Below are 23,298 nucleotides of genomic sequence, written 5' to 3'. Positions count from 1 at the left end.
CCGATCATCCGCATTTCGTGTCACTCGACAGGGCCGCCTCCCAGAGCGGCCTCAGCGATGAGTCGTGGGCCTTTCCGCGGTATGTACCGGCGGACCGACGAGTAGGGTCCGGTCACGGCCGGGACGACGAGGAGAGAGCCGACGATGACGACGAGTGGGGGCGCCGAGGAGTTCGCGGGCCGTACGGCGCCGTTCCGGGGGGAGTTGCTGGCGCACTGCTACCGGATGCTGGGCTCGGTGCACGACGCCGAGGACCTGCTGCAGGAGACCATGCTGCGGGCCTGGCGGGCCTACGACCGGTTCGACGAGCGGCGAGCCTCGCTGCGCACCTGGCTGTACCGGATCGCCACGAACGCCTGCCTCACCGCCCTGGAGAAGCGGGACCGCAGGCCGCTGCCGTCGGCGATCGGCGCTCCGGGCGACGATCCGGAGGGGCCGCTGACCCCGGGGTGGGAGGTGCCCTGGTTGCAGCCGTTCCCGGACGCGCTGATGCCGCCCGCCCACGGTGACCCGGCCGCCGTCGTCGCGGCCCGGGGAAGCCTGCGGCTGGCCCTGGTGGCGGCCATGCAGTTCCTGCCCGCCCGGCAGCGCGCCGTGCTGATCCTGCGCGACGTCCTCGACTGGCCGGCGGCCGAGGTGGCCGAGGCGCTGGGCACCACGACGGCCGCGGTGAACAGCGCCCTGCAGCGCGCCCGCGCGCGGCTCGGCGAGACGGCTGCGGCCGGCGAGGACGGCATCGGCGAGCCCGCGGACCCCGCCCGCCGGGCGCTGATCGACCGGTACGTCACGGCGTTCGAGAACGCCGACGTCGCGGCGCTGGAGCGGCTGCTGACCGAGGACGTCGTCCTGGAGATGCCGCCGTTCCTCGACTGGTTCACCGGGCGGGCGGCCTACGGCCGTTTCATCGCCCGCGTCTTCGCCATGCGGGGCACCGGCTGGCGGATGGTCCCGACCTCGGCCAACGGCCAGCCCGCGGCGGCGGCCTACGTGCGCGGGGAGGACGGCCGCCATCACCTGCACACCCTTCAGGTGTTCACCGTCGCCGGCGGGCTCGTCGGCCGTAACACGGTCTTCCAGGACGCCGGGGTGTTCACGGCCTTCGGGTTGCCCGCCGTACTGGAACCGGGGTCGTTTTCGGCGCGGACCGGTGGGACGAGGCCGGGAAATCATATGTAGACAGCCTACACGTCGGCGGCTAGCGTGAACCCATGAGCGAACTCAGGCGATGGCCGTGGCTTCCCTCCGTGATCGCCGGCGGGCTGGTGCTCGCCCTCATGCTGCTGCTCTACGCCGGCAAACCGCTGCGTGGAATCGTGCTCGCCAGCGCCGTCAACATGGCGTGCGTCGCCTTCTTCCTGGTCGGCGGGGCGTTCTTCGCCGCGCGGGTTGCGACCGGGCGGGGCGGGGCGGCGTTCGTCCGCCCGCTGCTGGCCGCCCTCGTGCCCTTCGCGGGCTGCCTGCTGGTCGTGGTGGTGTCCCGGCGGCTCACGCTGCCGGACGAGCCGTTCGCCGAGTCCTTCCTGCAGGACGGGCTCGGCCGGGCGGTCGTCGTCTACGTGCCCGCCGCGGCGGTGGGCTACGTCGCCGAGCTCTTCCGGCGGGTCCGCCCGGCGGGTCCGCGCCGCCGCTGAGCGTCCGGCGGCCGGCCCTCCCTCGGACTCGCGGCCCGACGGCCGGTCTCTTCAAGGCGGCCGGCCCCTCCTCCGGAACCGCGGCCCGCCACGGCGGGCACCGCGGGCGGCGTACTACGAGAGGGTGATCCGTACCGCACCGAGAGTAGGCCGTTCGCCTCCGTCCGGCGGACGACAGCGCGGGCCGTGTCGGACACCATCGCCAGTGACCGTCCGACGACGGGCGGAAGCGATGGAACAGGAAGGAGCGAACCGTGCGCAAGGTCTACGTCGTGCTGGCCGGCCTGCTGCTGGCCTCCGTGGTCGTGCAGTTCTACTTCGCGGCGGTCGGCGCGTTCGACAGGCCCATGGAGGAGGGCTCGTTCGCGCTGCACGACACGTTCGGCATGATGGCCATCCCGATCCTGTCGCTGCTGGCCACCGTGGCCGCGGCCCTGGCCAAGGCACCCGGACGGCTGATCGGGTTCACCCTGCTGCCGCTGGGCCTGGTGATCGTCCAGGTGCTGATCGTGGTCCTGGGCAGGGCGCTGAACGACGACACCGGCTACACCACCACCGCGAGCCTGGTCGTCCTCGGCCTGCACGCGATCAACGGCTTGGCCGTCATGGGGGCGGCCGGGACGGTCCTGCGACGGGCCAGGGCTCTGGCGGCGGCCCCGGCCGGAGCCGCGTCCGGCGGGATGGCACCGGGAGAGCCCGCGGCGCGCGTGTCATGAGCGTCGCCACCCTCATCACGTTCGACCTGCTGGTCTCGGTCCTGGTCGCCGTGGCGTGGCTGGGGGCGGGCGCGGCGGCGGCCGCCCGGCGGTCCGGGATCGCGCTGGCCCTGTTCGTCGCGGCGGCCGTCCTGTCGGTGGCCCGCGCCGTCACCGCCGCCGTGCTGGCCGGAGCGGGCTGGTGGTTCGTCCAGGAGAAGATCACCCTCACGGTGCCGCTGCTCACCGTCGCCGGACTGGTCGCGGCGGCGGTGGCGGGGCCGCGCCTGGTCAGGGCGGCCCGCGGAGGCGGAGCGGACCTCGCGGGGCGGCCCGCCGTCGTCGTCCCGCTGCTCGGCGCCGGCTACGCGGCCGTGGCCGGGCCGGTGTACGCGCTGCTGCTCGGATACCCGGCGACCTGGAGCGCCGGGCTGGTCACGGTGGCCCTGGTCGGGGCGGCCGTGCTCCTCACCTGGCGGATCGTCTCCACCCCCGTGCCCCTTCCGGCGCCCGCCACGAGGGTCGCCGTCGCGGCGGCACTGGCGGCGGGGCTCGCCGGGACGGGGCTGGCGTTCGTCCCCGCCCCGGAGACCGACGCGGGCGGCGGGCCGCCGAGCGGCCACATGGCCGCCGGGCACCGGGCGGACGGCCGTACGGCGGACGCCACCGGAGCCCACACCGCCGGTGAGCACGCGACCGGCGTGGACGCCATGGGAGAGCACGCGCCGGAGACGCGCGGAGCCGCGGTGGGAGACGCCCGGCCGGTGACCGCGCTGCGCGGCCCCTCCGAACCCGCGCCGGGCGGCACGGTGCGCAGGTTCACGCTGACCGCCCGCACCGCCACCGTCACCCTGTCCTCCGGGCGGCGCGTGGCGGCGTGGACCTTCGACGGCCGCGTGCCCGGCCCGCCGATCACCGCCGTCGAGGGCGACCTGATCGAGGTACGGCTGCGCAACGCCGACGTCACGTCGGGCGTGACGATCCACTGGCACGGCTACGACGTGCCCGCCGGCGAGGACGGGGTCCCGGGCCTGACCCAGGACGCCGTACGGCCCGGTCAGGAGTTCACCTACCGGTTCCTGGCGGACCAGGCGGGGACCTACTGGTACCACACGCACGAGGTCTCCGACATCGGCGTCCGGAAGGGTCTCTACGGCACGCTGGTGGTCAGCCCCCGGGCCGGCGGACCGGCCGGTTCCGGCTCCGACTCCGGCTCCGGCTCCGGACCCGGTGCGGCGTCCGGCGGGGAGAGCGGGCGGACGCGGGACGGCGGCTCCGGCGGACCGGACGTGTCCGCGGCGGGACTGGATCTCACGCTGCCGGTGCACACCTTCGGGGGCGCGACGGTGCTCGGCGACCAGGACCGGACGATCGAACGGTCCGCCGCCCCCGGGACCCCCGTACGGCTCCGCCTGGTCAACACCGACGACACGCCGCACCGGTTCACCCTGGCGGGCACGCCGTACCGGCTGGTGGCCGTGGACGGGCAGGACCTGAACGGCCCCGGCGGGCTGGGCAGGACCGGGCTTCGGCTGCCCGCGGGAGGCCGTTACGACCTGGCGTTCACCATGCCCGCGGCGCGGACGGTGCTGCTCGCGGTGGACGACCGTACGGAGGGTCTGCGGCTGTCATCGCGGGAGGGCGCCGGGGGCGCCTCGGCGCCCGCTCCGTCGGCGAGCCCGGCGCCCGCGTCGGAGTCCGGATCGGGAACCGCCCCGGGGGCCGGTTCCGGGGCGGCCGGACCCGCGGGCGCCGCGGGGAGCGCCGGGGACGGCGCGAGCTGGCCGGAGCTCGACATCACCCGGTACGGGACCCCGGCCGGCACGCCGTTCGGCTCCGGCAACCGCTTCGACCGGCGGTTCACCCTCGTGCTCGACCGCGGCCTGACGTTCTCCGGCGGCCGGCCGATGTACGCGCACACGGTCAACGGCCGCGCGTTCCCGTCCATCCCCACCCAGGTCGTCAGGGACGGCGAGCTCGTCCGCTTCACCGTCGTCAACCGGAGCCGTGACACCCATCCCTGGCACCTGCACGGGCATCGGGTGCTGGTGCTCTCCCGTGACGGGCGGGCGACGGGCGGCAGCCCGCTGTGGCTGGACACCTTCGACGTGCGTCCCGGCGAGGTGTGGGAGGTCGCCTTCCGCGCCGCCAACCCGGGCATGTGGATGAACCACTGCCACAACCTCGCCCACGCCGACCAGGGGATGGTCCTGCACCTGGACTACGAGGGCGTGACCACGCCGTTCCACGGCGCCCACGGCGGCTGAGGGCTCCCCGCCCGGCCGGCGGACGACGGGTCCCCGCGACGACGGTCGCGGAGACCGCGTCCCCGGCACACGGGACGTGCCGGGGGCGCGTCCCTATCCCCTGCCGAGCACCCGGCGCGCGATGCCGCCGAAGACCTGGTTCGGCCGCTGCTGCTCGCCGTGCAGGGCGTTCAGGACGACGAGGCCGCCGGTCATGGCGGGGATGACCCACTGCACGACGCGCAACCGCCGCTGCACCCGGGCGACGTCCTCCAGGGTCTCCTTGCCGGGCTCCAGGGCGCCCTCGGCGGGCACGTCGCCCGCGCGCTCCAGTTTCTTTCCCAGCGCCCTGCTGTAGGCGGTGGCGACCATGGCCCCCGCGGTCAGCGCCGCCTTGGCGGTGCTGCTCTTCCCGACGCCGCTCTGGGTCGCGACACGGCCCTTGTTGGCCGACAGCACGGCGGCCGAGCCGATGAGGTTGGCGGCGATCCCCGCGGCGTTGACCGGTGTCCACCGGCTCCATCCGACGTTGGCCACCCTCGTCCGCTCGCTCCGGTCGTCGACCGCCGAGGCGGCGCCGTTGAGACCGACGGCGCCCATCAGCGATCCGCCGAACCAGGCGGCCATGCCGAGATCGTGCACGGAGCGCACGATGGTGTTGCGTTGCATGTCTTTCCCCTGTCCCCGAGCGGCGGGCCGGCCGGTTCCCCGGCGGCCCGCCGCGTTCCATTGCGGCGGGGACTGCCGTACCCGACGTGTGGGCCGCAACCCTTCTGGGTGGAACTTCATTCTGCGGAAACCGGGGGCGGCCGCCCCACACGCGGTTCGGGCCTCCCGAAGAGAGGTGAATCACACTGGAGAAGTTCGCCGGCCGTTGTCCCGGGCTTCAGGCCGCCGTTCCCGGACCCGCCACCGGCCCGTCCAGGATCGCGACGGGCGACACGACCGCGGCGAGCGGCGGCGTCTGCGCGAGCGCCCCGGACACCCCGGTCACCACGGACGCCGTCTTCAGCGAGCCCGTCGGGGGCGACCCGGCCGCCATCGTGCGCAGGCTCTGCGGCCTGGTCCGCCAGACCCCCGCGGGGGCGCGGATCCAGGTCGCGCACTTCGTCATGTCCGGTACGGCCGGCACGGAGTTCGCCGAGGAGCTCGCCGAGGCCCACCGGCGCGGCGTCGAGGTGCGGGTGATCCTGGACGGCGACAAGCGCGGCGCCACCGTGGCGTCGCGGCTGGCGGCCGAGCTGGGCACGGACACCTCGGCCGGATCGTGGGTGCACGTCTGCACCGGCCCGATGTCGGGCGGCACGGCGGCCTGCATCGGGGACAAGGGGCAGCACAACAAGTTCTACACGTTCTCCCGGACGGGCCGGGCCTCGAACGTGGTCGTGCAGTCGTCGGCCAACCTCACCGACCTGAACTCCACGACGTACTGGAACAACGCGGTCGTCCTGCCCGGCAACCGGCGGCTGTACCAGGCGTACGACGGCTACTTCGCCGACCTCGCGGCGGAGCGGAAGAACCTCGACTACTACCGCGTCGTCAGCACCGGCGCGGCCGGCGGCTCGGTGCGGGCGCACTTCTTCCCGCGGGCGGGCACGGACGCCTCCACCGACCCCGTCGTCGAGTACCTCGACAAGGTCTCCTGCGAGGGCCGCACGAAGCTCCGCGTCGGGATGTCGGAGTGGGACGCCCACCGCGTCGCGATCCCCGAGCGGCTCCGCGATCTCGCCGCCCAGGGCTGCTCGGTGCAGATCGTCTACGGGATCATGGACGACGAGGTCAGGCGGCTGCTGCTGGCCGAGCCCCGCGTCGAGCTGCGCGCCCTCGGCGACGGGAACGCGCTGCCCGGCCGCATCCACTCCAAGTACCTGCTGGTCGAGGGTTCCTACGACGGGGACCGCGACGCCCGCTGGGTCTTCACCGGCAGCCACAACTACAACGAGACGTCGCTGCGCCACAACGACGAGACCATGCTGCGGCTCAACGACAAGACCATCTACCGGCGCTACGTCGCCAACTTCGACAAGGCCCGCGCCGCCGCCGTACCGGTGTCCGCGACCTGAGCACCCGCCCCACGGCCCGGAAAGGCCCGCGACTCCCCCGCGAGCCGTACGGCGGTGCCCGGAGCACGCCGTACGGCCGGCGCGGTCAGGTCCCGTCCGGGCGGGTGGGCCCGGACGGGACCGGAACCCTCAGCGGGCGGCGCGGTTGACGGCGGAGATGACGGCCTTGAGCGAGGCGGTCGTGGTGTTGGAGTCGATGCCCACACCCCACAGCACCTGGCCCGCCACCTCGCACTCGATGTAGGAGGCCGCCTTGGCGTCGGTGCCGGCGCTCATGGCGTGCTCCGCGTAGTCCAGGACGCGCACCGGGAAGCCGATCCGCGTCAGGGCGTCACAGAAGGCGGAGATGGGACCGTTGCCCACGCCCTCGGCCTCGCGGATCTCGCCGTCCAGCCGCAGGTCGACGCTGATGACGTCCTTCTCGTCGACCGTGGAGACGCCGCGGTGCGCGAGCAGGCCCAGCCTGCCCCACGGGCGCGCCGGGTTCGGCAGGTACTCGTCGGAGAAGACCTCCCACATCTCGGCCGGGTTCACCTCCCCGCCGAGGGTGTCGGTGCGGGCCTGGACGACCCGGGAGAACTCGATCTGCAGGCGGCGCGGCGGGTCGAGGTTGTGGTCGGCCTTCATGATGTAGGAGACGCCGCCCTTGCCGGACTGGCTGTTGACCCTGATGACCGCCTCGTAGGTGCGGCCGATGTCCTTGGGGTCGATCGGCAGGTACGGCACGGCCCACGGGAACTCGTCCACCGGGACGCCCGCGGCGGCCGCGTCGCGCTCCAGGTGCTCCAGGCCCTTCTTGATCGCGTCCTGATGGGACCCGGAGAAGGCGGTGTAGACCAGCTCGCCGCCCCAGGGGTGGCGGGGGTGGACCGGCAGCTGGTTGCAGTACTCGGTGACCCGGCGGATCTCGTCGATGTCGGACAGGTCGACCTCGGGGTCGACGCCCTGGGAGAACAGGTTCATCCCCAGCGTGACCAGGCACACGTTGCCGGTGCGCTCGCCGTTGCCGAACAGGCAGCCCTCGATGCGGTCGGCCCCGGCCATGTAGCCCAGCTCGGCGGCGGCCACGGCGGTGCCCCGGTCGTTGTGCGGGTGCAGCGACAGCACGATCGAGTCGCGGTAGGCGAGGTTGCGGTGCATCCACTCGATCTGGTCGGCGTAGACGTTGGGGGTGGCCATCTCCACGGTGGCCGGCAGGTTCACGATGACCTTGCGGTCGGGGGTGGGCTGCCAGACGTCGTTGACGGCGTTGCAGACCTCCACGGCGTACTCCAGCTCGGTCCCGGTGAAGGACTCGGGCGAGTACTGGAAGTAGATCTCGGTGTCCTCCAGCTCGGCCGCCAGCTTCCTGCAGAGCTTGGCGCCCTCGACCGCGATCGCGGTGATGCCCTCGCGGTCCTGGCCGAACACCACGCGGCGCTGCAGCGTGGAGGTGGAGTTGTACAGGTGGACGATGGCCTGCCTGGCGCCGCGCAGCGACTCGAAGGTCCGCTCGATCAGCTCGGGCCTGGCCTGGGTCAGGACCTGGATCACCACGTCCTCGGGGATCCGGTCCTCTTCGATGATCTGCCGTACGAAGTCGAAGTCGGTCTGCGAGGCGGCGGGGAAGCCCACCTCGATCTCCTTGTAGCCGGTCTGCACCAGCAGCTCGAACATCTTGAGCTTGCGGTGGGCGTCCATCGGGTCGATCAGCGCCTGGTTGCCGTCACGCAGGTCCACCGCGCACCACCGGGGCGCGGTCTCGATGACCTTGCCGGGCCAGGTGCGGTCGTCGAGCCTGACCGGGGCGAAGGGCTGGTAACGCCGGAACGGCATGGGACTGGGCTGCTGCTGCGGATACATGCAATGGCTCCTCGACGTGGGAAACGATCGTGGCCGACGCGCATGGCTCGCTCCGCGACGAGGGGGCCGACCTCTTACAGGCCCTCGTCGCGGCAGCTAAGAAGCAGCCCGCGCAGCATGTCTAGCACGTTAGCAGACCGTCCCAAATCCACGCCCGCGGATCTCATGAATCGAGACGTCCCAGTTCACAGGGGGTGTGGGACGACATCCTCAGCCGAGGAAACCCCGCTCAGGACAGAGCCGTACCGGCCGGGTTAGATTGACGCTACCGCCGAATCCGAACCGGGGAGACCCATGAAGGACACCGACATCCTCGCCCACATCCACGACCTCATCGAGGAGGAGCACGACCTGCGCCGGCGGCTGGCCTCCGGCGGGATCTCCTCGTACGAGGAGAACAACCGGGTCCGGCAGGTCGAGGAGGCCCTCGACCAGGCATGGGACCTGCTGCGGCAGCGCCGGGCGCGCCGGGACGCCGGAGAGGACCCCGACTCGGCGGCGCCGCGCCCGGTCGGCGAGGTCGAGGGCTACCGCCAGTAGCAGCCGTCAGCGGGAGCCGTGCCCGAAGAGCCGCTCAGTCCGCGGAGCGGCCCTGGCAACGCGGGTCGGCCGGTCTCTCCGGCGGGGCCGGGGCCAGCCACGACAGCATGCTCTTCTCGACGTACCAGCCGTGCAGGTTCACCCAGGTCCGGGGGGCCTGGTCGGGGTCGGGGCAGAGCACCTTCGACTCCAGCCGGTCGCCGCGGATGAAGCTCACCGCGCCGTCGGCCCCCAGTACGGTCACCATCTGGTCGTCGCTGGCGACCAGGTAGCCCACGAGCACCCTCGGCGCGTCCTGCCCCTTGTCCGCCTTCATCTGGAACGCCGTCAGCGGCAGGATCGGCGCCTTCATCACCACCACGCCCACCAGGAACGGCGCGAAGACCGCCACGACGACGGCGAGCCCGTGGGTGAGAAGCCGGGCGAGCACCCGCGGCACCGGACCGGTCAGCAGGCCCGCGATCCCCGGCGGCAGGATGAGCAGGACCGAGGTCGTCGTGTCCCGCGCGGCGATCGCCTGGCCGATGGCGGGCCACAGCGCGGCGTAGACGAGCACGGCGGCCGCCACGGGCAGGGCGTAGCACACGACCACCCGCAGTCTCTCCCTGCCGGGGAAGCGGTCGCGCACCGTCAGCCCGGCGGTGGCCAGCGCCAGCATCTCCAGCGTCGGCAGGAACCGCAGCTCCCAGGAGACCAGGCCCACCACCACCGCCAGCACCACCACCCAGCCCGGCAGGCGCTCGGTGGCGTTCAGCAGCCAGGAGGAGCGGTTCGCGCCGCTCCAGTCCCTCGTGCTGATCCAGTACAGGGCGCCGAGCATCCGCCCGCACAGGACGAGGACCGGCAGGATCCACACGGTCGTCAGCAGCACGGCGGTGAGCAGGCCCAGCGGGCTGATGTTCTGCACCAGCAGGAGCAGGGTCTGGGTGTCCTGACGGCTGGCGTACCACAGCCGCATGATGAGCAGGACCAGGGGGAAGGCCGGGAGCAGCGCGAGCAGCCACTCCTGGTTCCTGGGGTGGATTCTGGACGTGCGCTTGGTCCGCCCGATGCCGATCAACTGGTCGAGCACTCCTGGACGGGAAGCGTCCGCTCCCACGGCCACCTGCGCACCGCCGGGGGCAGCGCACAGGGCTGCTGCGCCTGTGCGACGTTGATGCCGGGATTGGCCGCCAGCAGCGGGTCGATGTACATCTGGTACGCCTGCTCCCACCGCTGGTCCTGAGGGTCGGCGTAGGAGCGGTAGAGCGCGAGGTCGACCAGGTCGCGCAGCGCCTTGTTGGGGCCGGTGTTGACCGCCCACATCTCGGTCTTCTCCAGTGCGATGTCGTGGTGGACGAGTTTCCCGCCGGACTCCGCGACGAACCCGGCCAGGATCGCCGCGTCGGTGGTCACCGCCTCGAACTTGCCCGCCTTCAGATCGGCGATGCAGTCGCTGATCAGGTTGCGGGCGGTGGCCTTGGCCCCGGTCGCCTTCTCCAGCTCGATCGCGGAGGTGGAAGTGCCGAGCGTGCAGACGTGCTTCCCCTCAAGATCCACCAGAGAGGTGATCTTCCCCGGGTAGTCGGATCTCGTCACCACGGACTGCTCGGTGTACAGGTAGGGCGTGGAGAATCCGACGGCCGCGTCCTTCCGCCGATCGGGCGTCACGCTGAAGGTGGCGACCACCAGGTCCACCTTGACGAACCGGCCCTGGTCGTCCTTGGCCTGCATACGCGCCCTGTCCTCGGTCTCGATGGACAGGAAGTCGATCTTGTCCGGTGAGAAGCCCAGGTCGGCGGCGATCATGTAGGCGATCTGGATGTCGAACCCCTTGAAGGCGCGCCTGCCCGTCTTCTCCTGGAGTGAGATGCCCGGAGTGTCAGACTTCACGCCGATCCGGAGCCGGTCCTTGCTGAACAGCCCGGCCCGCTCCCGCAGCTCCGCCTCGGTGGGCGGCCCGTTCGCCAGCAGGATGGACGTGCCGACCACGACCGCGGCCATGACCAGGGCGACCCAGCCGACGAGCCGGAAGATCCGGAACCTCTTGACCGGTGGCGGCTCCGGCTGCGGGGCCGGGTCGGGCACGGGATCGGGCACGGGGCCGGGATCGGGCACGGAGCCGGGATCGGGCACGGAGCCGGCCTTCTCGCCGGGGCGCCGCAGCTTCCCGGCGAAAAGACCCGCCTTCCCGGACGGTGCCGTCACGCCCTCGTGCTCTTCGGTCATGATCCCACGAACCCCCTGCTCATTAGGCAGGCTAGGGCGTGGCACCGGCCGTGAGGAGGCCCTTCATCAATACGAGATCAAACCGCTTCCCGGCGAAGTGACCGGAATACCCCCTAAGATCCAGTACCGAATGTCAGGAACGGAGGACGACTCCTCCGCTCCCCCGAGAGGAGCGGCTTCCCGCTTTCCCCGGCTTCCTCGGCCGGGGCGGGCGACGGACGAGCTCTGCCCGTTTCGACCGCAGCTAAGGAGGCGATTCCCCTGCCGGGTGAACCCGTTGGGGGGATGCTGGACGGGATGGATCTCATCATCGGGCCGTACCGCGTGACCGGCAGGCTGGGGCAGGACGCCGCCGGCGAGGTCCTCCTCGCCCACGACCCCGGTGGACGGCAGGTCGCGGTCAAGGTCCTCGACCCGGCCCTGACCGCCGATCCCGGCGTCCGGTGGCGGTTCCAGCAGGAGACGGGCGCCGCGTCCCGGGTCGCCCCGCGCTGCGTCGTCCCGGTGCTCTCCGCGGGGTTCGACGGTGACCGCGCCTACGTCGTCACCGAGCACGTCGAAGGCCCCTCCCTGCGTGAGCGGGTCGGGGACCAGGGCCCCCTGGCCGGGCCGGGCCTCGGCTCGCTGGCCGTGTCCGTCGCCGTCGCCCTGCAGGCGATCCACGCCGCGGGCATCGCGCACGGGCGGCTGACGCCGTCCGGCATCCTGCTGAGCCCCCTCGGGCCGAGGGTGGGGGGTTTCGGTCTCGCCGGCCTCCCCCTCCGCGACGTCCCCGGCGAGGTCGCGCCGCCGGAACGGGCGCGCGGCGAGGCGGCCACCGCCGCGTCGGACGTGTTCTCCTGGGGCGCGGCCGTCCTGTACGCGGCGACGGGACGTGATCCGTACGGCCGTGCCGGGCACGAACCGTACGGCGACGCCGACGCCGGCGACCCCGAGGAGACCGCGAGGGCCGTCCGCCTCCGGCCCGACCTGACCGGCCTGCACGGCCCGCTGCGCGATCTCGTGGCGAGCGCCCTCGCCGAGGATCCCGCCCGCCGCCCGGACGTGCGCGACATCGTCCGCGCCCTGACGGGCGTCAGCGACCCGGCCGCCGCGCCGGTCCCGCCCAGGCCGCCCGCCGCCGGCGGAGCCCCCGCCGGGCCGCCCGCCGCGGGCCCCGCGCCGATCCCGCCGGCCGGTGGGCAGACGCCCGCACCGATTCCGCCGGTCGGTGGGCCGATGCCCGCACCGGCCGTGATCGGTCAGGGACCGGCCGTCCAACCGTCCGCCGGGACTCCCGCCGACCCGCCCGCCGCGGGCCCCGCACCGGTCCGGTCGCCGGTCGTTCCGGAGCCGGTCCCCCCGCCCGCGCCCCGTCCGGGGGCCGCCCTGCCGCCCGTGCCCCGTCCGGGAACCGCCCCGTCGCCCGTCGCGGCGGTTCCGGGACAGGCCCCGCCGCCCGCCGTACCGGCCGTCCCCGGGTACGCGGGCGCGACCCCCGCCGTCGTGGGCACGGCTCGCCGTACCGATGCGGCCCGTCGTGCCGATGAGGCGGTTCCGGACACGGCGCGGCAGGTCAGGCGGCATCTCATCCCCGCGGTTGCGGGACTGGTCCTCGCCGGGGTCATCGCCGGGGTCGCCTGGCTCCTCCCCCGGGACCCGGCGACCGGCGACGTCGCGTCGCAGGCCCGGCCCAGCGCCCCGGAGAGCGCCGGGCCCGCCCCCACGGGCTCCCCCGCCCCCGTGACGGCGTCGCCGTCGCCGTCCCCGTCGCCCGTGAAGCGCACCGCCCGGCCTTCCACCGCGCGCACCCTGCCGTTCCAGGACGACTTCGGCGCCGCCGGCGGCTGGAGCAGCACGGCGGCGGGGAACGCCGGGAAGCACCGGCCGGACCACGGCGCCTACCGGCTCACCGTCCGGGCCGGTGCGGACCTCCCGGTCACCGCCCCCGTCACCGCCTCGCTGCGGAACACCGTCATCACCGTGAAGGTGCGCCTGATCTCCGGCAAGGGAGACTTCGGGGTGTTCTGCCGCGGCCGGAAGGGGACGGCCGAGCGCTACGAGTTCGCGCTCACCGGTGACGGCGCCGCCTCGATCACCCGGAGCGGCAAGGCTCCGTCGGCGGTGCGGCGCGTCCCCGGCCTGCGTCCCGGACGGCTCACCGTCCTGCAGGCGGTCTGCCGCGGCGGCGCGACCGGGACCACGCTGAGCCTGCGGGTCAACGGCAAGGAGGTCGTCTCCCAGGTGGACCGGGCCCGGCCGCCGACCGCCGGTTCCATCGGCGTCTTCGCGCGGGGCCGGCGCGGCGGCCCCGGGCTGGACGTCGCGTTCAACTCCTTCGAGGCCCGCCCCTGACGGACGCCTTCCCGGTCCGCACGGTCCCGGCTCCGTACGCTCCCGGCTCCGTGCGGTCCCGGCCCCTGTCGGCCCGCTCTCAGGCGTCCGCCCGTGGCGGGCCGTACGGACCCGGCCGGTCCGGCCGCCGGGCGGGAGGCCGGGTCAGACCGCGAGCAGGCTCCGGACCTCCTCGTCCCGCAGCTCCGCGACCGGGCCGGCGCGGACGACGCGTCCGGCGTCGAGGATCAGGAAGCGGTCGGCCAGGCGCAGCGCCAGGTCCACGTACTGCTCCACCAGCAGTACGGCGAGCCCCGAGGCGTGCAGCCGCTCGATCGCCTCCTCGATCTCGATGACGATGGACGGCTGAACGCCCTCGGTGGGCTCGTCCAGGATCAGCATCCTGGGGCGGGCGACCAGGGCGCGGGCGATGGCGAGTTGCTGCTGCTGGCCGCCGGACAGGAACCCGGCGTGGCGCTTCAGCAGGGGCTTGAGCCGGGGGAAGACCTCCAGCGCCTCCTCCAGCGCCTCCTTCGGCCCGCCGGCCGCCTCCAGGGCGACCTGCAGGTTGCCGAGCACGCTGAGCTGGGGGAACGTCGCGTGCCCCTGGGAGACGTAGCCCATGCCGAGCCGTACCCGTTCGTGGGGCGCGAGACGGGTCACGTCGCGCCCGTCGAAGACGACCGATCCGGCGGTGGCCGGGAGCACGCCCATCACGGTGTCGAGCAGGGTGGTCTTGCCGACGCCGTTGCGGCCCATCACGCAGACGAGCGTCCCGGGCTCCACCTCCAGGCCGATCCCGGACAGCACCCGGGCCCTGCCGTACCCGGCGTCAAGATCCCGTACCGACAGCATCGCCGCTCCTCCTCCCGAGGTAGACCTCCTGCACCCGGGGGTCCTCGCGGACCTGCTCCACGGGCCCCTCGACCAGGACCCGGCCCTCGTGCAGGACCGTGACCCGCGAGGCGTACCTGCGCAGGAACTCCATGTCGTGTTCGATGACGACCACCGTGCGCTCGCGGGCGATCGACGTCAGCAGCTCGCCGGTGCGCTCGCGCTCGCCCTGCGACATGCCGGCGACCGGTTCGTCCAGCAGGAGCAGCCGGGGCCGCTGCGCGAGCAGCATGCCGATCTCCAGCCACTGCCGCTGCCCGTGGGAGAGCACCCCGGCGGGCCGCTCCGCCATCGGGCCCAGGCCCGTCGTCTCCAGCGCCTCGGCGACGGCCTCGCCGACGCCGCGCCGACGCCGGAGCAGCGACCACGGCGTACGTCGGAACGACGCGGCCAGGTCGAGGTTCTCCAGCACCGTGAGCTCCTCGAAGACCACGGAGGTCTGGAAGGTCCGCCCGACGCCGAGCCGTACGATCCGGTGCTCGCGCAGACCCGCCAGGTCGCGGCCGGCGAACCTGATCTCCCCGGCGGTGGGGCGGGTGAGGCCGGTGACGGCGTCCACGAGCGTCGTCTTGCCCGCGCCGTTGGGCCCGATGAGGAACCGCAGCTCCCCCCGCCCGACGGTCAGGTCGACGCCGTCGACGGCGCGGAAGCCGTCGAAGACGACCGACAGGCCGCGGATCTCGATGATCGGGTCCTCCGGAACGCCCGTCCCGGGGCCGGACGGGTCAACGCCTGCCTGGGAGCCGGGCGGGCTCGTCGCTTCCTCCGGGAGGCCTGCCCGGGGGCCGGACGGGTTCATCGCTTCCTCCGGTTCTCGCCGAACCGTCCCGCTGAACGGTTCCCGCCGGACGGTTCCCGCCGGCGCGGAGAGGACGTCACGCGGCCTCCTCCATGACGCGGCCGGCGCCGGGCCCGCCCGGCCGGGGGCTCGCCTCGGTACGGCGGGCACGCCTGCGGGCGAGCGCGTCCCGGGCCGTCGCGGCCAGTCCGAGGACGCCCCGCGGCGCGAGGGTCATCACGAGGATGAACAGGGCGCCCTGCAGGTACAGCCAGCCGCCGGCGAACTCCTCGCTGAACGCGGTCTTGGCGTATCCCATGACGACCGCCCCGGCGACCGCCCCGGCCAGGGTGAACCGGCCGCCCACCGCCACCGCGACGACCAGTTCCAGCGAGGGGACCACGCCCAGCAGCGCCGGGGAGACGATCCCGACGACCGGCACGAACAGCGCGCCGGCCAGCCCGGCCATCCCCGCGGAGATCGCGAAGGTGACGGTCTTGACGAGGGCCGGGTCGTAGCCGAGGAACCTGACCCGGTCCTCGCCGTCGCGGACCGCGACGAGCAGGCGGCCGAAGCGGCTGCGGGTCAGCTGCCGCGCGCCCAGATAGAGCAGGCCCAGCGTGAGCGCGACCACGAGGTACAGTCCGCGCTGGACGGCGTCGTCCGCCAGGTCCAGGCCGAACAGGTCGTAGAAGTTGGTCAGGCCGTTGGTCCCGCCGGTCAGGCCCTGCCGCCCGACGAGGAGGATGGCGAACGCGGCGGCGAGCGCCTGGGTGAGGATCGCGAAGTAGGCTCCCCGGACCCGCTGCCGGAACACCAGAAGGCCCAGCGCGGCGGCGATCAGCGTCGGGACCGCCACGGCGGCGGTCAGCGCGAACACCGGGTTCGCGAACGGCCTCCACAGCGCGGGCAGTCGCTCGACGCCGCTCCACACCATGAAGTCGGGCAGTTCGCCCCGGGCGTCGGCGAGTTTCAGGTGCATGCCCATGGCGTAGCCGCCGAGGCCGAAGAACACGCCCTGGCCGAGGGCCAGCATGCCGCCCTGGCCCCAGGCGAGGCCGATGCCCAGGGCGACGATCGCCAGGCACAGGTACTTGGCCAGCAGGCCGAGACGGAAGGGCTCCAGCAGGAGGGGGGCGGCGACCAGCGCGAGCACGGCCATGGCCGCGAAGACGCCGGGGCCTTTCAGCGTTTTCAGCCCTTTCAGTGTTTTCAGGGTCTTCGGTATTTCCGCTGTTTCCGATGTTTCCGGCGTTTCCGGATGGTTGAGGTTCATTCAGACCAATGCCCTCGATCGGGTGACGAACAGGCCCTGCGGCCGGAACTGCAGGAATGCGACGATCGCGGCGAACACGATGACCTTGGCCAGGCTGGCGTCGGTCCAGAACTCGGCGTAGGAGTTGAGCAGGCCGAGCCCGGCGGCGGCGATCACGGCGCCGCGGAGCCGCCCGAGGCCGCCCGCGACGACGACCAGGAAGGCGTCGACGATGTAGTAGGTGCCGAGGGCCGGTCCGACCGGGCCGATCAGGGTGAGGGCGACCCCGGCGACCCCGGCGAGGCCGGAGCCGATGAAGAAGGTCCGCCGGTCCACCCGGCCGGTGTCGATGCCGCTGGTCGCGGCGAGCCGCCGGTTCTGCATCACGGCCCGCATCCGCCGTCCCTGGCCGGTGCGGTTCATGTAGGCCCAGACGGCGACGACGGTGAGTACCGCCAGGGCGAGGATGAACAGCCGGTTGTACGGCAGCGTGCCGAGCCCGCCGCGCAGCCAGTCCGGCGCCTGGACCTGGACGTTGGGCGCCCCGAACAGGTCGCGGGCGAGTTGCTGGAGCACCAGGCTGACGCCCCAGGTGAGCAGCAGGGTGTCCAGCGGCCGGCCGTAGAAGTGCCGGATCGCGGCCCACTCCAGCAGGAGCCCCATGAGCCCAGCGACCAGGAAGGCGACGGGCAGCGCCACGACCACCGCGTCGCGGCCGGCGACGCCCTGGAGCAGGTAGGCCGTGTACGCCCCGGCCATGATGAACTCTCCGTGGGCCATGTTGATCACGCCCATCTGGCCGAACGTGAACGTCAGCCCGACGGCGATGAGGAGCAGCACCGCGCCGATCGACAGACCGATCGGCAGCTGGTTGAGAAACGCCTCCACCTTCGTCCCTTTCCGCGAGGGGTCTGGCTCCGGAGCGCGGCGGCGCCGCGGTTCTTGCCGCGGGTCGTTCACCGCCGCGCTCCGGAGCCGGTCGGGGGCGGCCCGGCCGGCCAGCCGGGCCGGTGTGGCTCCGGGGGCGGACCGGCGGGCCCGGGGTGCGCGTCAGCCCGAGGCCAGGCCGCTCGCCCAGGGGTAGCCCTTCAGGTAGGGGTCGGGTTTGATCGGCTCGCCGGACTTCCAGACCTCCTTGATGAGGCCGTCCGGCTGGACCACCCCGATCCGGGCGGTCTTGTACATGTGCTGGTTCTCGCCGTCGATGGTGACCAGGCCCTCGGGGCGTTCCAGGGCGATGCCGCCCGCGGCCTTGCGCACGGCCTCGACCTCGGTGGTCCCGGCCTTCCTCACCGCCTCGGCCCACAGGTACACCGCGTTGTAGCCTGCCTCCATCGGATCGGAGGTGACCTTGCCGGCGCCGTACCTGCCCTTGAACGCGGCGACGAACTTCTCGTTCGCCGGTCCCTGGGTGGTCTGGTAGTAGTTCCAGGCGACCGGGTGGCCCGCGATGTTGTCCACGCCGATCCCCTTGACCTCCTCCTCGGCGACGCTCACCGACAGGACGGGCATCTTCTCGGCGGTGACCCCGGCGCTGGCGAGCTGCTTGAAGAACGCCACGTTGCTGTCGCCGTTGAGGGTGTTGAAGACCGCGTCCGGCGCGGCCTCGACGACCTTGTTGGTCAGCGTGCCGTACTCGGTGTGCCCGAGCGGGGTGTACTCCTCGCCGAGGACCTGCATCCCGTTGGCCGCCGCGTACGCCTTGATGATCTTGTTGGCGGTGCGCGGGAAGACGTAGTCGCTGCCGACCAGGAAGAGCTTCTTCTTCCCCTGCTCCTTCAGGTAGTCGAGCGCGGGGATGATCTGCTGGTTGGTGGTGGCGCCGGTGTAGAAGATGTACGGCGAGCTCTCCAGTCCCTCGTACTGCACCGGATACCACAGCAGGGCCTTGTTGCGTTCGAAGACGGGAAGCATCGCCTTGCGGCTCGCCGAGGTCCAGCCGCCGAAGGTGGCGGCGACCCTGTCGCGCCGGATGAGCTTGGTGGCCTTCTCCGCGAAGGTCGGCCAGTCGGAGGCGCCGTCCTCCACCACGGGGACCAGTTTCTTCCCGAGCACCCCTCCTGAGACGTTGATCTCCTCGACCGCGAGGAGTTCGGCGTCCTTGACCGTCACCTCGCTGATGGCCATCGTGCCGCTCAGCGAGTGCAGGATGCCGACCTTGATGCCGTCGCCGTCCGCGCCGCCGCCGGCGGAGGCGGCGTTCTCGCCCGCCGGAGCCTCCCCGCCGCACGCGGCGAGCGCGACGGCCAGCAGGGCGGCGGTGACGCCGGAGCGCCAGGCTGTTCTCCTCAAGTGCCTTCCTCTCTCACCGGTTCCCACCGGTACGGCCCCGCACCGATCCACCTGCCGACAAGGTGGGCGAGTAAGGTTTCCCGAGAAGATCGCGGATGTTAATTGCGCTTTGCGGGGGTTTCACCCCCGTGACGGCCCGGACCGGAAACCACCCGGACATCACCGTGCAACACTTCGGTAACAGCCGGTTCTTATGGTCCGTTCAATGCGGCTCACACCACACGAGCAGGAACGCCTGCTCATCCATGTCGCCGCCGGTGTCGCCCGGGACCGGAAGGCCCGGGGTCTCCGGCTGAACCATCCGGAGGCGACCGCCGTCATCGCGTCCTTCCTCATGGAGGGGGCCAGGGACGGCCGGACCGTCGCCGAACTGATGGAGGCGGGGCGCACCGTGCTCGCCCGGGGCGACGTCATGGACGGCGTGCCGGAGATGCTGGAGTCGGTGCAGGTCGAGGCCACCTTCCCCGACGGCACCAAGCTCGTCACCGTCCATTGGCCGATCCCGTGACGGCGGAGCGCGTGGTCCCCGGCGAGATCCGGTACGGCGAGGCCCCCGTGCCGCTCAACCCCGGCCGTGAGCGCGTCACCGTCCGGGTCGTCAACGTCGCCGACCGGCCGATCCAGGTCGGGTCGCACTACCACTTCGCCGCCGCCAACCCCGGCCTGGAGTTCGACCGGCGGGCGGCCTGGGGCACCCGCCTGGACGTGCCGGCCGGCACGGCGGTGCGCTTCGAGCCCGGCGTCGAGCGCGACGTGACCCTGGTGCCGATCGCCGGGCGCCGGATCGTGCCCGGCCTGCGCCCGGAGTGGGCGGGCCCCCTGGACGGGATGGACGGGATGGACGGGAGCACCGATGTTCGTTGAGCGGTCCCGCTACGCCGCGCTGTACGGTCCCACCGCCGGGGACCGGATCAGGCTCGCCGACACCGACCTGTTCGTCGAGGTCACCGAGGACCTCGCCATGGGCCCGGCGGGCGCGGGCGACGAGGCCGTGTTCGGCGGCGGCAAGGTCGTCCGGGAGTCGATGGGCCAGGCCAGGACCACCCGCGCCGAGGGCGCCCCCGACCTGGTGATCACCGGCGCGGTCGTGCTCGACCACTGGGGCGTGGTCAAGGCCGACATCGGCGTCCGGGACGGCCGGATCGTCGCGCTCGGCAAGGCCGGCAACCCCGACACCATGGACGGCGTCCACCCCGATCTGGTGATCGGCCCGTCCACCGAGGTCATCTCGGGCAACGGGAAGATCGTGACCGCGGGGGCGGTCGACTCCCACGTCCACCTGATCTGCCCGCAGATCCTCGACGAGGCCCTGGCGGCCGGGGTCACCACGATCGTCGGCGGCGGCACCGGCCCCGCCGAGGGCACCAAGGCCACCACGGTGACCGGCACCTGGTATCTCGCCCGGATGCTGGAGTCGCTCGATGCCCACCCGGTCAACGTCGCACTGCTCGGCAAGGGCAACACGACCGGCGCCGAAGGGCTGCTGGAGCAGCTCCGCGCCGGGGCCTCGGGGTTCAAGCTGCACGAGGACTGGGGCAGCACCCCCGCGGCCATCGACGCCTGCCTTTCGGTCGCCGACGCCACCGGGGTGCAGGTGGCGCTGCACACCGACACCCTCAACGAGGCGGGGTTCGTGGAGTCGACGCTGAGGGCGATCGGCGGCCGGGCCGTCCACGCCTACCACACCGAGGGCGCCGGCGGCGGCCACGCTCCGGACATCATCCGGGTCGCCTCGCACCGCAACGTCCTGCCCTCCTCGACCAACCCGACCCGTCCGCACACCGTCAACACGCTGGACGAGCACCTCGACATGCTGATGGTCTGCCACCACCTGAACCCCTCGGTCCCGGAGGACCTGGCGTTCGCCGAGTCGCGGATCCGGCCGGCCACCATGGCCGCCGAGGACGTGCTGCACGACCTGGGGGCGATCTCGATGATCGGCTCGGACTCCCAGGCGATGGGCCGGGTGGGCGAGACGATCATCCGGACCTGGCAGACCGCGCACGTGATGAAGCGGCGGCGCGGCGCGCTGCCGGGCGACGGACCGGCGGACAACCTCCGCGCCCGGCGCTACGTCGCCAAGTACACGATCTGCCCGGCGGTGGCGCACGGCCTGGACGGGGAGGTCGGCTCGGTCGAGCCCGGCAAGCTGGCGGACCTGGTGCTGTGGCAGCCTGCCTTCTTCGGGGTCAAACCGGACCTGGTGCTCAAGGGCGGCGTCATCGCCCATGCCCAGATGGGCGACGCCAACGCCTCGATCCCGACCCCGCAGCCGGTGCTGCCGCGTCCGATGTTCGGCGCCGTCCCGGTCACCGCCGCCGCCACGTCGGTCCACTTCGTCGCCCCGCTCGCGATCGAGGACGGCCTGGCCGACCGGCTGGCCGTACGGCGGCGCCTGGTGCCGGTGGCCGACGTCCGCCGCCGGGGCAAGGAGAGCATGCCCCTCAACGACGCCACCCCCGAGATCGAGGTGGATCCCGACACCTTCACCGTGCGGGTGGACGGCGAGACGGTCGAGCCCGCCCCGGCCGAGACCCTGCCCATGACCCAGCGCTACTTCCTCTTCTGAGCGTCGCGTGAACGCCGCGCTGCTGCTGCTGGCCGACTCCCGGCTGCCCGCTGGAGGGCACGCGCACTCGGGGGGCGCCGAGGAGGCGATCCGCGCCGGGGCGGTCCGCGATCTCACGAGCCTGGCCGCGTTCCTGCGGGGACGGCTGGCCACCGCCGGGACGGTGGCGGCCGGTCTCGCCGCCGCGGCCTGCGACCTCGCCGCGTCCCGCGAGGCCGGCCCGGCGACGGACGCGGAGTGGAAGCGTCCGGACGCCGGATGGGAGCCCCCGGCCTCCGCGTGGGAGCGCCTGGACGCCGAGGCCGACGCGCGGACGTCGTCGCCCGCGCAGCGGGAGGCGAGCCGTACGCAGGGCAGACTGCTGTTGCGGAGCGCCCGGCGGATCTGGCCGTCGCCGATCCTGGACGACCTGGCGCGGGCCGCGCCCGCTGGCGCGCACCACGCGGTCGCACTCGGCGCGGTGGCCGCCGCCGCGGGATGCTCCCCGGCGGAGGCGGCGCTCGCGGCGGCCTACACCGCGGTCACCGGCCCCGCCACCGCGGCGGTCAGGCTCCTCGGCCTCGACCCGGTCCCGGTCCACCGGCTCCTCGCCGCCCTCGCCCCCGACCTGGAACGGATCGCCACCGGCTCCGCCGCGCACCTGGCGGGCCCGCCGGCCTCGGGATCCGGCGAAGAGGCCGGAGCACCGGGCTCAGGACCGGACGGGAGAATCGGCGCGCCGGCCCCGGGACCGGACGGGAGTCCCGGAACACCGGGCTCGGGATCCGCCGGGGAGGCCGGGGCGCCGGACCCCTGGGAACGGCTGCCCGCGCCCGCCGCGCCCGCGCTCGACCTGCTCGCCGAACGGCACGTCCGCGCCGAGCCGAGGATGTTCGTCTCCTGACGTCCGGGGCGTCCTGACGGGCGCCCCGGACGGAACACCGGACGGACGGAACACCGGACGGCACCGCCGCCCATCGGGGAAGGCCGCCGGGAAAGACCACCGCGACAGACCACCGGAAAAGATCACCAGGGAAGGAAGGACGGTGACCCTCATGGGCGCTGACCACGACGACCACCACCCGGCGGCCGATCCGCGCGGGCGGGCGCTGCGACTGGGCATCGGTGGCCCCGTCGGCAGCGGGAAGACCGCGCTGACCGCGGCGCTGTGCCGGACGCTGGGCCCGGCGCTCCGCCTCGGGGTGGTCACCAACGACATCTACACCACCGAGGACGCCGACTTCCTCCGCGCGGCGGGGGTGCTCGACCCGGCGAGGATCGCCGCCGTGCAGACCGGCTGCTGCCCGCACACCGCCATCCGTGACGACATCGCCGCCAACCTCGACGCGGTGGAGTCACTGGAGGAACGGTTCGGCCCGCTCGACCTGGTGATCGTGGAGAGCGGCGGGGACAACCTCACCGCCACCTTCAGCCGGGGTCTGGCCGACCGGCAGATCTTCGTGCTGGACGTTTCGGGGGGCGACAAGGTCCCGCGCAAGGGCGGCCCCGGCGTGACCACCGCGGACCTGCTCGTGATCAACAAGACCGACCTGGCGCCGATGGTGGGCGCGGACCTCAGGGTGATGGACCGGGACGCGGCGGCCGTGCGGGACGGAAGGCCGGTGCTGTTCACTTCGATCCGGGAGGAGCCGGACGCACCCGCGGTCGCCGAGTGGGTCTCCGGCCTCGTCCATGCCTGGGCCCACGAGCACGGCCGCACCCACGGCCACGAGCACGGCCACGAGCACGGCCACGCCGACGAGCATGGGCACGACCTCGCCCGGCGAGCATGACCGCGCCCGCGCCTGATCGCGCGGAGGCGGCCCGGCCTCCCGGAGACCGCCCCTCCTCCGCGTCTCCCGCTTACCCTCGCCGCACGGAAGGGGACCACCCCTCCTCCGCCTTTCCCGCCGATCCTCGCCGCACGGACGGGCACCGCCCCTCCTCCGCCTTTCCCGCCGATCCTCGCCGCACGGACGGGCACCGCCCCTCC

At 73.3% G+C, this 23,298-nt stretch carries 22 protein-coding genes; 12 read left to right on the top strand and 10 right to left on the bottom strand.

From position 1 onward, the window contains the following. The first annotated feature begins 144 nt into the window (after nucleotides 1-144). From AB0D67_RS00925 to AB0D67_RS00910, 4 genes are all read left to right on the top strand, one after another. Nucleotides 145-1,176, top strand: a complete 1,032-nt coding sequence (locus tag AB0D67_RS00925) for a sigma-70 family RNA polymerase sigma factor (protein WP_362928407.1) — start codon at nucleotides 145-147, stop codon at nucleotides 1,174-1,176. A 32-nt stretch (nucleotides 1,177-1,208) separates the two neighbouring features. Beyond that, nucleotides 1,209-1,631, top strand: coding sequence for a hypothetical protein (locus AB0D67_RS00920; RefSeq protein WP_362928405.1), 423 nt, complete (start codon nucleotides 1,209-1,211; stop codon nucleotides 1,629-1,631). A 254-nt stretch (nucleotides 1,632-1,885) separates the two neighbouring features. Further along, nucleotides 1,886-2,347 (top strand): DUF6220 domain-containing protein, encoded by a 462-nt coding sequence (locus tag AB0D67_RS00915; RefSeq protein ID WP_362928403.1) that lies wholly within the window; start codon nucleotides 1,886-1,888, stop codon nucleotides 2,345-2,347. After that, nucleotides 2,344-4,593 (top strand): multicopper oxidase family protein, encoded by a 2,250-nt coding sequence (locus AB0D67_RS00910; RefSeq protein WP_362928401.1) that lies wholly within the window; start codon nucleotides 2,344-2,346, stop codon nucleotides 4,591-4,593. Before AB0D67_RS00915 ends, AB0D67_RS00910 begins: the two co-directional genes overlap by 4 nt. A 93-nt stretch (nucleotides 4,594-4,686) precedes the next feature. On the opposite strand, the gene AB0D67_RS00905 is transcribed toward AB0D67_RS00910, so the two are convergent. Further along, nucleotides 4,687-5,241, bottom strand: coding sequence for a hypothetical protein (locus tag AB0D67_RS00905; protein WP_362928399.1), 555 nt, complete (start codon nucleotides 5,239-5,241; stop codon nucleotides 4,687-4,689). Nucleotides 5,242-5,458: 217 nt separating this feature from the next. After that, nucleotides 5,459-5,686 carry a hypothetical protein gene (locus AB0D67_RS00900; RefSeq protein ID WP_362928397.1) on the bottom strand — a complete coding sequence of 76 codons (228 nt, stop codon included), beginning with the start codon at nucleotides 5,684-5,686 and terminating at the stop codon, nucleotides 5,459-5,461. Between AB0D67_RS00900 and AB0D67_RS00895 the strand changes: the two genes are divergently transcribed. Then, nucleotides 5,685-6,635: a phosphatidylserine/phosphatidylglycerophosphate/cardiolipin synthase family protein gene (locus AB0D67_RS00895; RefSeq protein WP_362928395.1), complete on the top strand. Its 951-nt coding sequence runs from the start codon at nucleotides 5,685-5,687 to the stop codon at nucleotides 6,633-6,635. The two genes, AB0D67_RS00900 and AB0D67_RS00895, sit on opposite strands and share 2 nt — an antisense overlap. Before the next feature lie 129 nt (nucleotides 6,636-6,764). Here the strand turns inward: AB0D67_RS00895 and leuA are convergent, their stop codons facing one another. After that, entirely contained in the window at nucleotides 6,765-8,477 is a 1,713-nt protein-coding gene (gene leuA / locus AB0D67_RS00890) for a 2-isopropylmalate synthase (RefSeq protein ID WP_362928393.1), read from the bottom strand. 294 nt (nucleotides 8,478-8,771) lie between these two features. On the opposite strand from leuA, the gene AB0D67_RS00885 reads away from it, so the two are divergent. Beyond that, nucleotides 8,772-9,017: a DUF2630 family protein gene (locus AB0D67_RS00885; protein WP_362928391.1), complete on the top strand. Its 246-nt coding sequence runs from the start codon at nucleotides 8,772-8,774 to the stop codon at nucleotides 9,015-9,017. 34 nt (nucleotides 9,018-9,051) lie between these two features. On the opposite strand, the gene AB0D67_RS00880 is transcribed toward AB0D67_RS00885, so the two are convergent. Further along, nucleotides 9,052-10,089, bottom strand: coding sequence for a hypothetical protein (locus tag AB0D67_RS00880; RefSeq protein WP_362928389.1), 1,038 nt, complete (start codon nucleotides 10,087-10,089; stop codon nucleotides 9,052-9,054). Beyond that, nucleotides 10,074-11,225, bottom strand: a complete 1,152-nt coding sequence (locus AB0D67_RS00875) for a transporter substrate-binding domain-containing protein (protein ID WP_362928387.1) — start codon at nucleotides 11,223-11,225, stop codon at nucleotides 10,074-10,076. Before AB0D67_RS00875 ends, AB0D67_RS00880 begins: the two co-directional genes overlap by 16 nt. Before the next feature lie 297 nt (nucleotides 11,226-11,522). On the opposite strand from AB0D67_RS00875, the gene AB0D67_RS00870 reads away from it, so the two are divergent. Beyond that, complete coding sequence (locus tag AB0D67_RS00870) at nucleotides 11,523-13,559, top strand: serine/threonine-protein kinase (protein WP_362928385.1); 2,037 nt, start codon at nucleotides 11,523-11,525, stop codon at nucleotides 13,557-13,559. 144 nt (nucleotides 13,560-13,703) lie between these two features. Here the strand turns inward: AB0D67_RS00870 and urtE are convergent, their stop codons facing one another. From urtE to urtA, 5 genes are all read right to left on the bottom strand, one after another. Further along, nucleotides 13,704-14,393 (bottom strand): urea ABC transporter ATP-binding subunit UrtE, encoded by a 690-nt coding sequence (gene urtE / locus AB0D67_RS00865; protein ID WP_362928383.1) that lies wholly within the window; start codon nucleotides 14,391-14,393, stop codon nucleotides 13,704-13,706. Beyond that, on the bottom strand, nucleotides 14,371-15,231 hold the full coding sequence (urtD, locus tag AB0D67_RS00860; protein WP_362928381.1) for an urea ABC transporter ATP-binding protein UrtD: 861 nt from the start codon (nucleotides 15,229-15,231) through the stop codon (nucleotides 14,371-14,373). The genes urtE and urtD overlap by 23 nt, the downstream gene beginning before the upstream one ends. A 76-nt stretch (nucleotides 15,232-15,307) precedes the next feature. Then, nucleotides 15,308-16,372: an urea ABC transporter permease subunit UrtC gene (gene urtC, locus AB0D67_RS00855; protein WP_362928379.1), complete on the bottom strand. Its 1,065-nt coding sequence runs from the start codon at nucleotides 16,370-16,372 to the stop codon at nucleotides 15,308-15,310. Between the two features lie 114 nt (nucleotides 16,373-16,486). After that, the gene (urtB, locus tag AB0D67_RS00850) at nucleotides 16,487-17,353 is read right to left on the bottom strand and encodes an urea ABC transporter permease subunit UrtB (RefSeq protein WP_362928377.1); all 867 of its coding nucleotides are present in this window, start codon (nucleotides 17,351-17,353) and stop codon (nucleotides 16,487-16,489) included. Between the two features lie 162 nt (nucleotides 17,354-17,515). Next, a complete protein-coding gene (gene urtA / locus AB0D67_RS00845) occupies nucleotides 17,516-18,757 on the bottom strand; it encodes an urea ABC transporter substrate-binding protein (protein WP_362928375.1) in 1,242 nt (413 codons plus the stop codon). A 205-nt stretch (nucleotides 18,758-18,962) separates the two neighbouring features. Here urtA and AB0D67_RS00840 point away from each other — a divergent pair, with 205 nt between their 5' ends. The 5 genes from AB0D67_RS00840 to ureG all read left to right on the top strand — a co-directional run bounded on the left by AB0D67_RS00840 (nucleotide 18,963) and on the right by ureG (nucleotide 23,098). Continuing rightward, nucleotides 18,963-19,265 carry an urease subunit gamma gene (locus AB0D67_RS00840; protein ID WP_362928373.1) on the top strand — a complete coding sequence of 101 codons (303 nt, stop codon included), beginning with the start codon at nucleotides 18,963-18,965 and terminating at the stop codon, nucleotides 19,263-19,265. 11 nt (nucleotides 19,266-19,276) lie between these two features. Continuing rightward, nucleotides 19,277-19,621: an urease subunit beta gene (locus tag AB0D67_RS00835; protein WP_362928745.1), complete on the top strand. Its 345-nt coding sequence runs from the start codon at nucleotides 19,277-19,279 to the stop codon at nucleotides 19,619-19,621. Beyond that, entirely contained in the window at nucleotides 19,611-21,326 is a 1,716-nt protein-coding gene (locus tag AB0D67_RS00830) for an urease subunit alpha (protein WP_362928371.1), read from the top strand. The genes AB0D67_RS00835 and AB0D67_RS00830 overlap by 11 nt, the downstream gene beginning before the upstream one ends. A gap of 7 nt (nucleotides 21,327-21,333) precedes the next feature. Further along, complete coding sequence (locus AB0D67_RS00825) at nucleotides 21,334-22,209, top strand: urease accessory UreF family protein (protein ID WP_362928369.1); 876 nt, start codon at nucleotides 21,334-21,336, stop codon at nucleotides 22,207-22,209. Between the two features lie 151 nt (nucleotides 22,210-22,360). Then, nucleotides 22,361-23,098, top strand: coding sequence for an urease accessory protein UreG (gene ureG / locus AB0D67_RS00820; RefSeq protein ID WP_362928743.1), 738 nt, complete (start codon nucleotides 22,361-22,363; stop codon nucleotides 23,096-23,098). Nucleotides 23,099-23,298: the final 200 nt, after the last annotated feature.

This window comes from Streptosporangium sp. NPDC048047 (genome assembly GCF_040653115.1).
Classification (GTDB): Bacteria; Actinomycetota; Actinomycetes; order Streptosporangiales; family Streptosporangiaceae; genus Streptosporangium.
The sequence above is the reverse complement of the archived record's forward strand: the minus strand, read 5'-3'. Positions and strand labels throughout refer to the sequence as shown.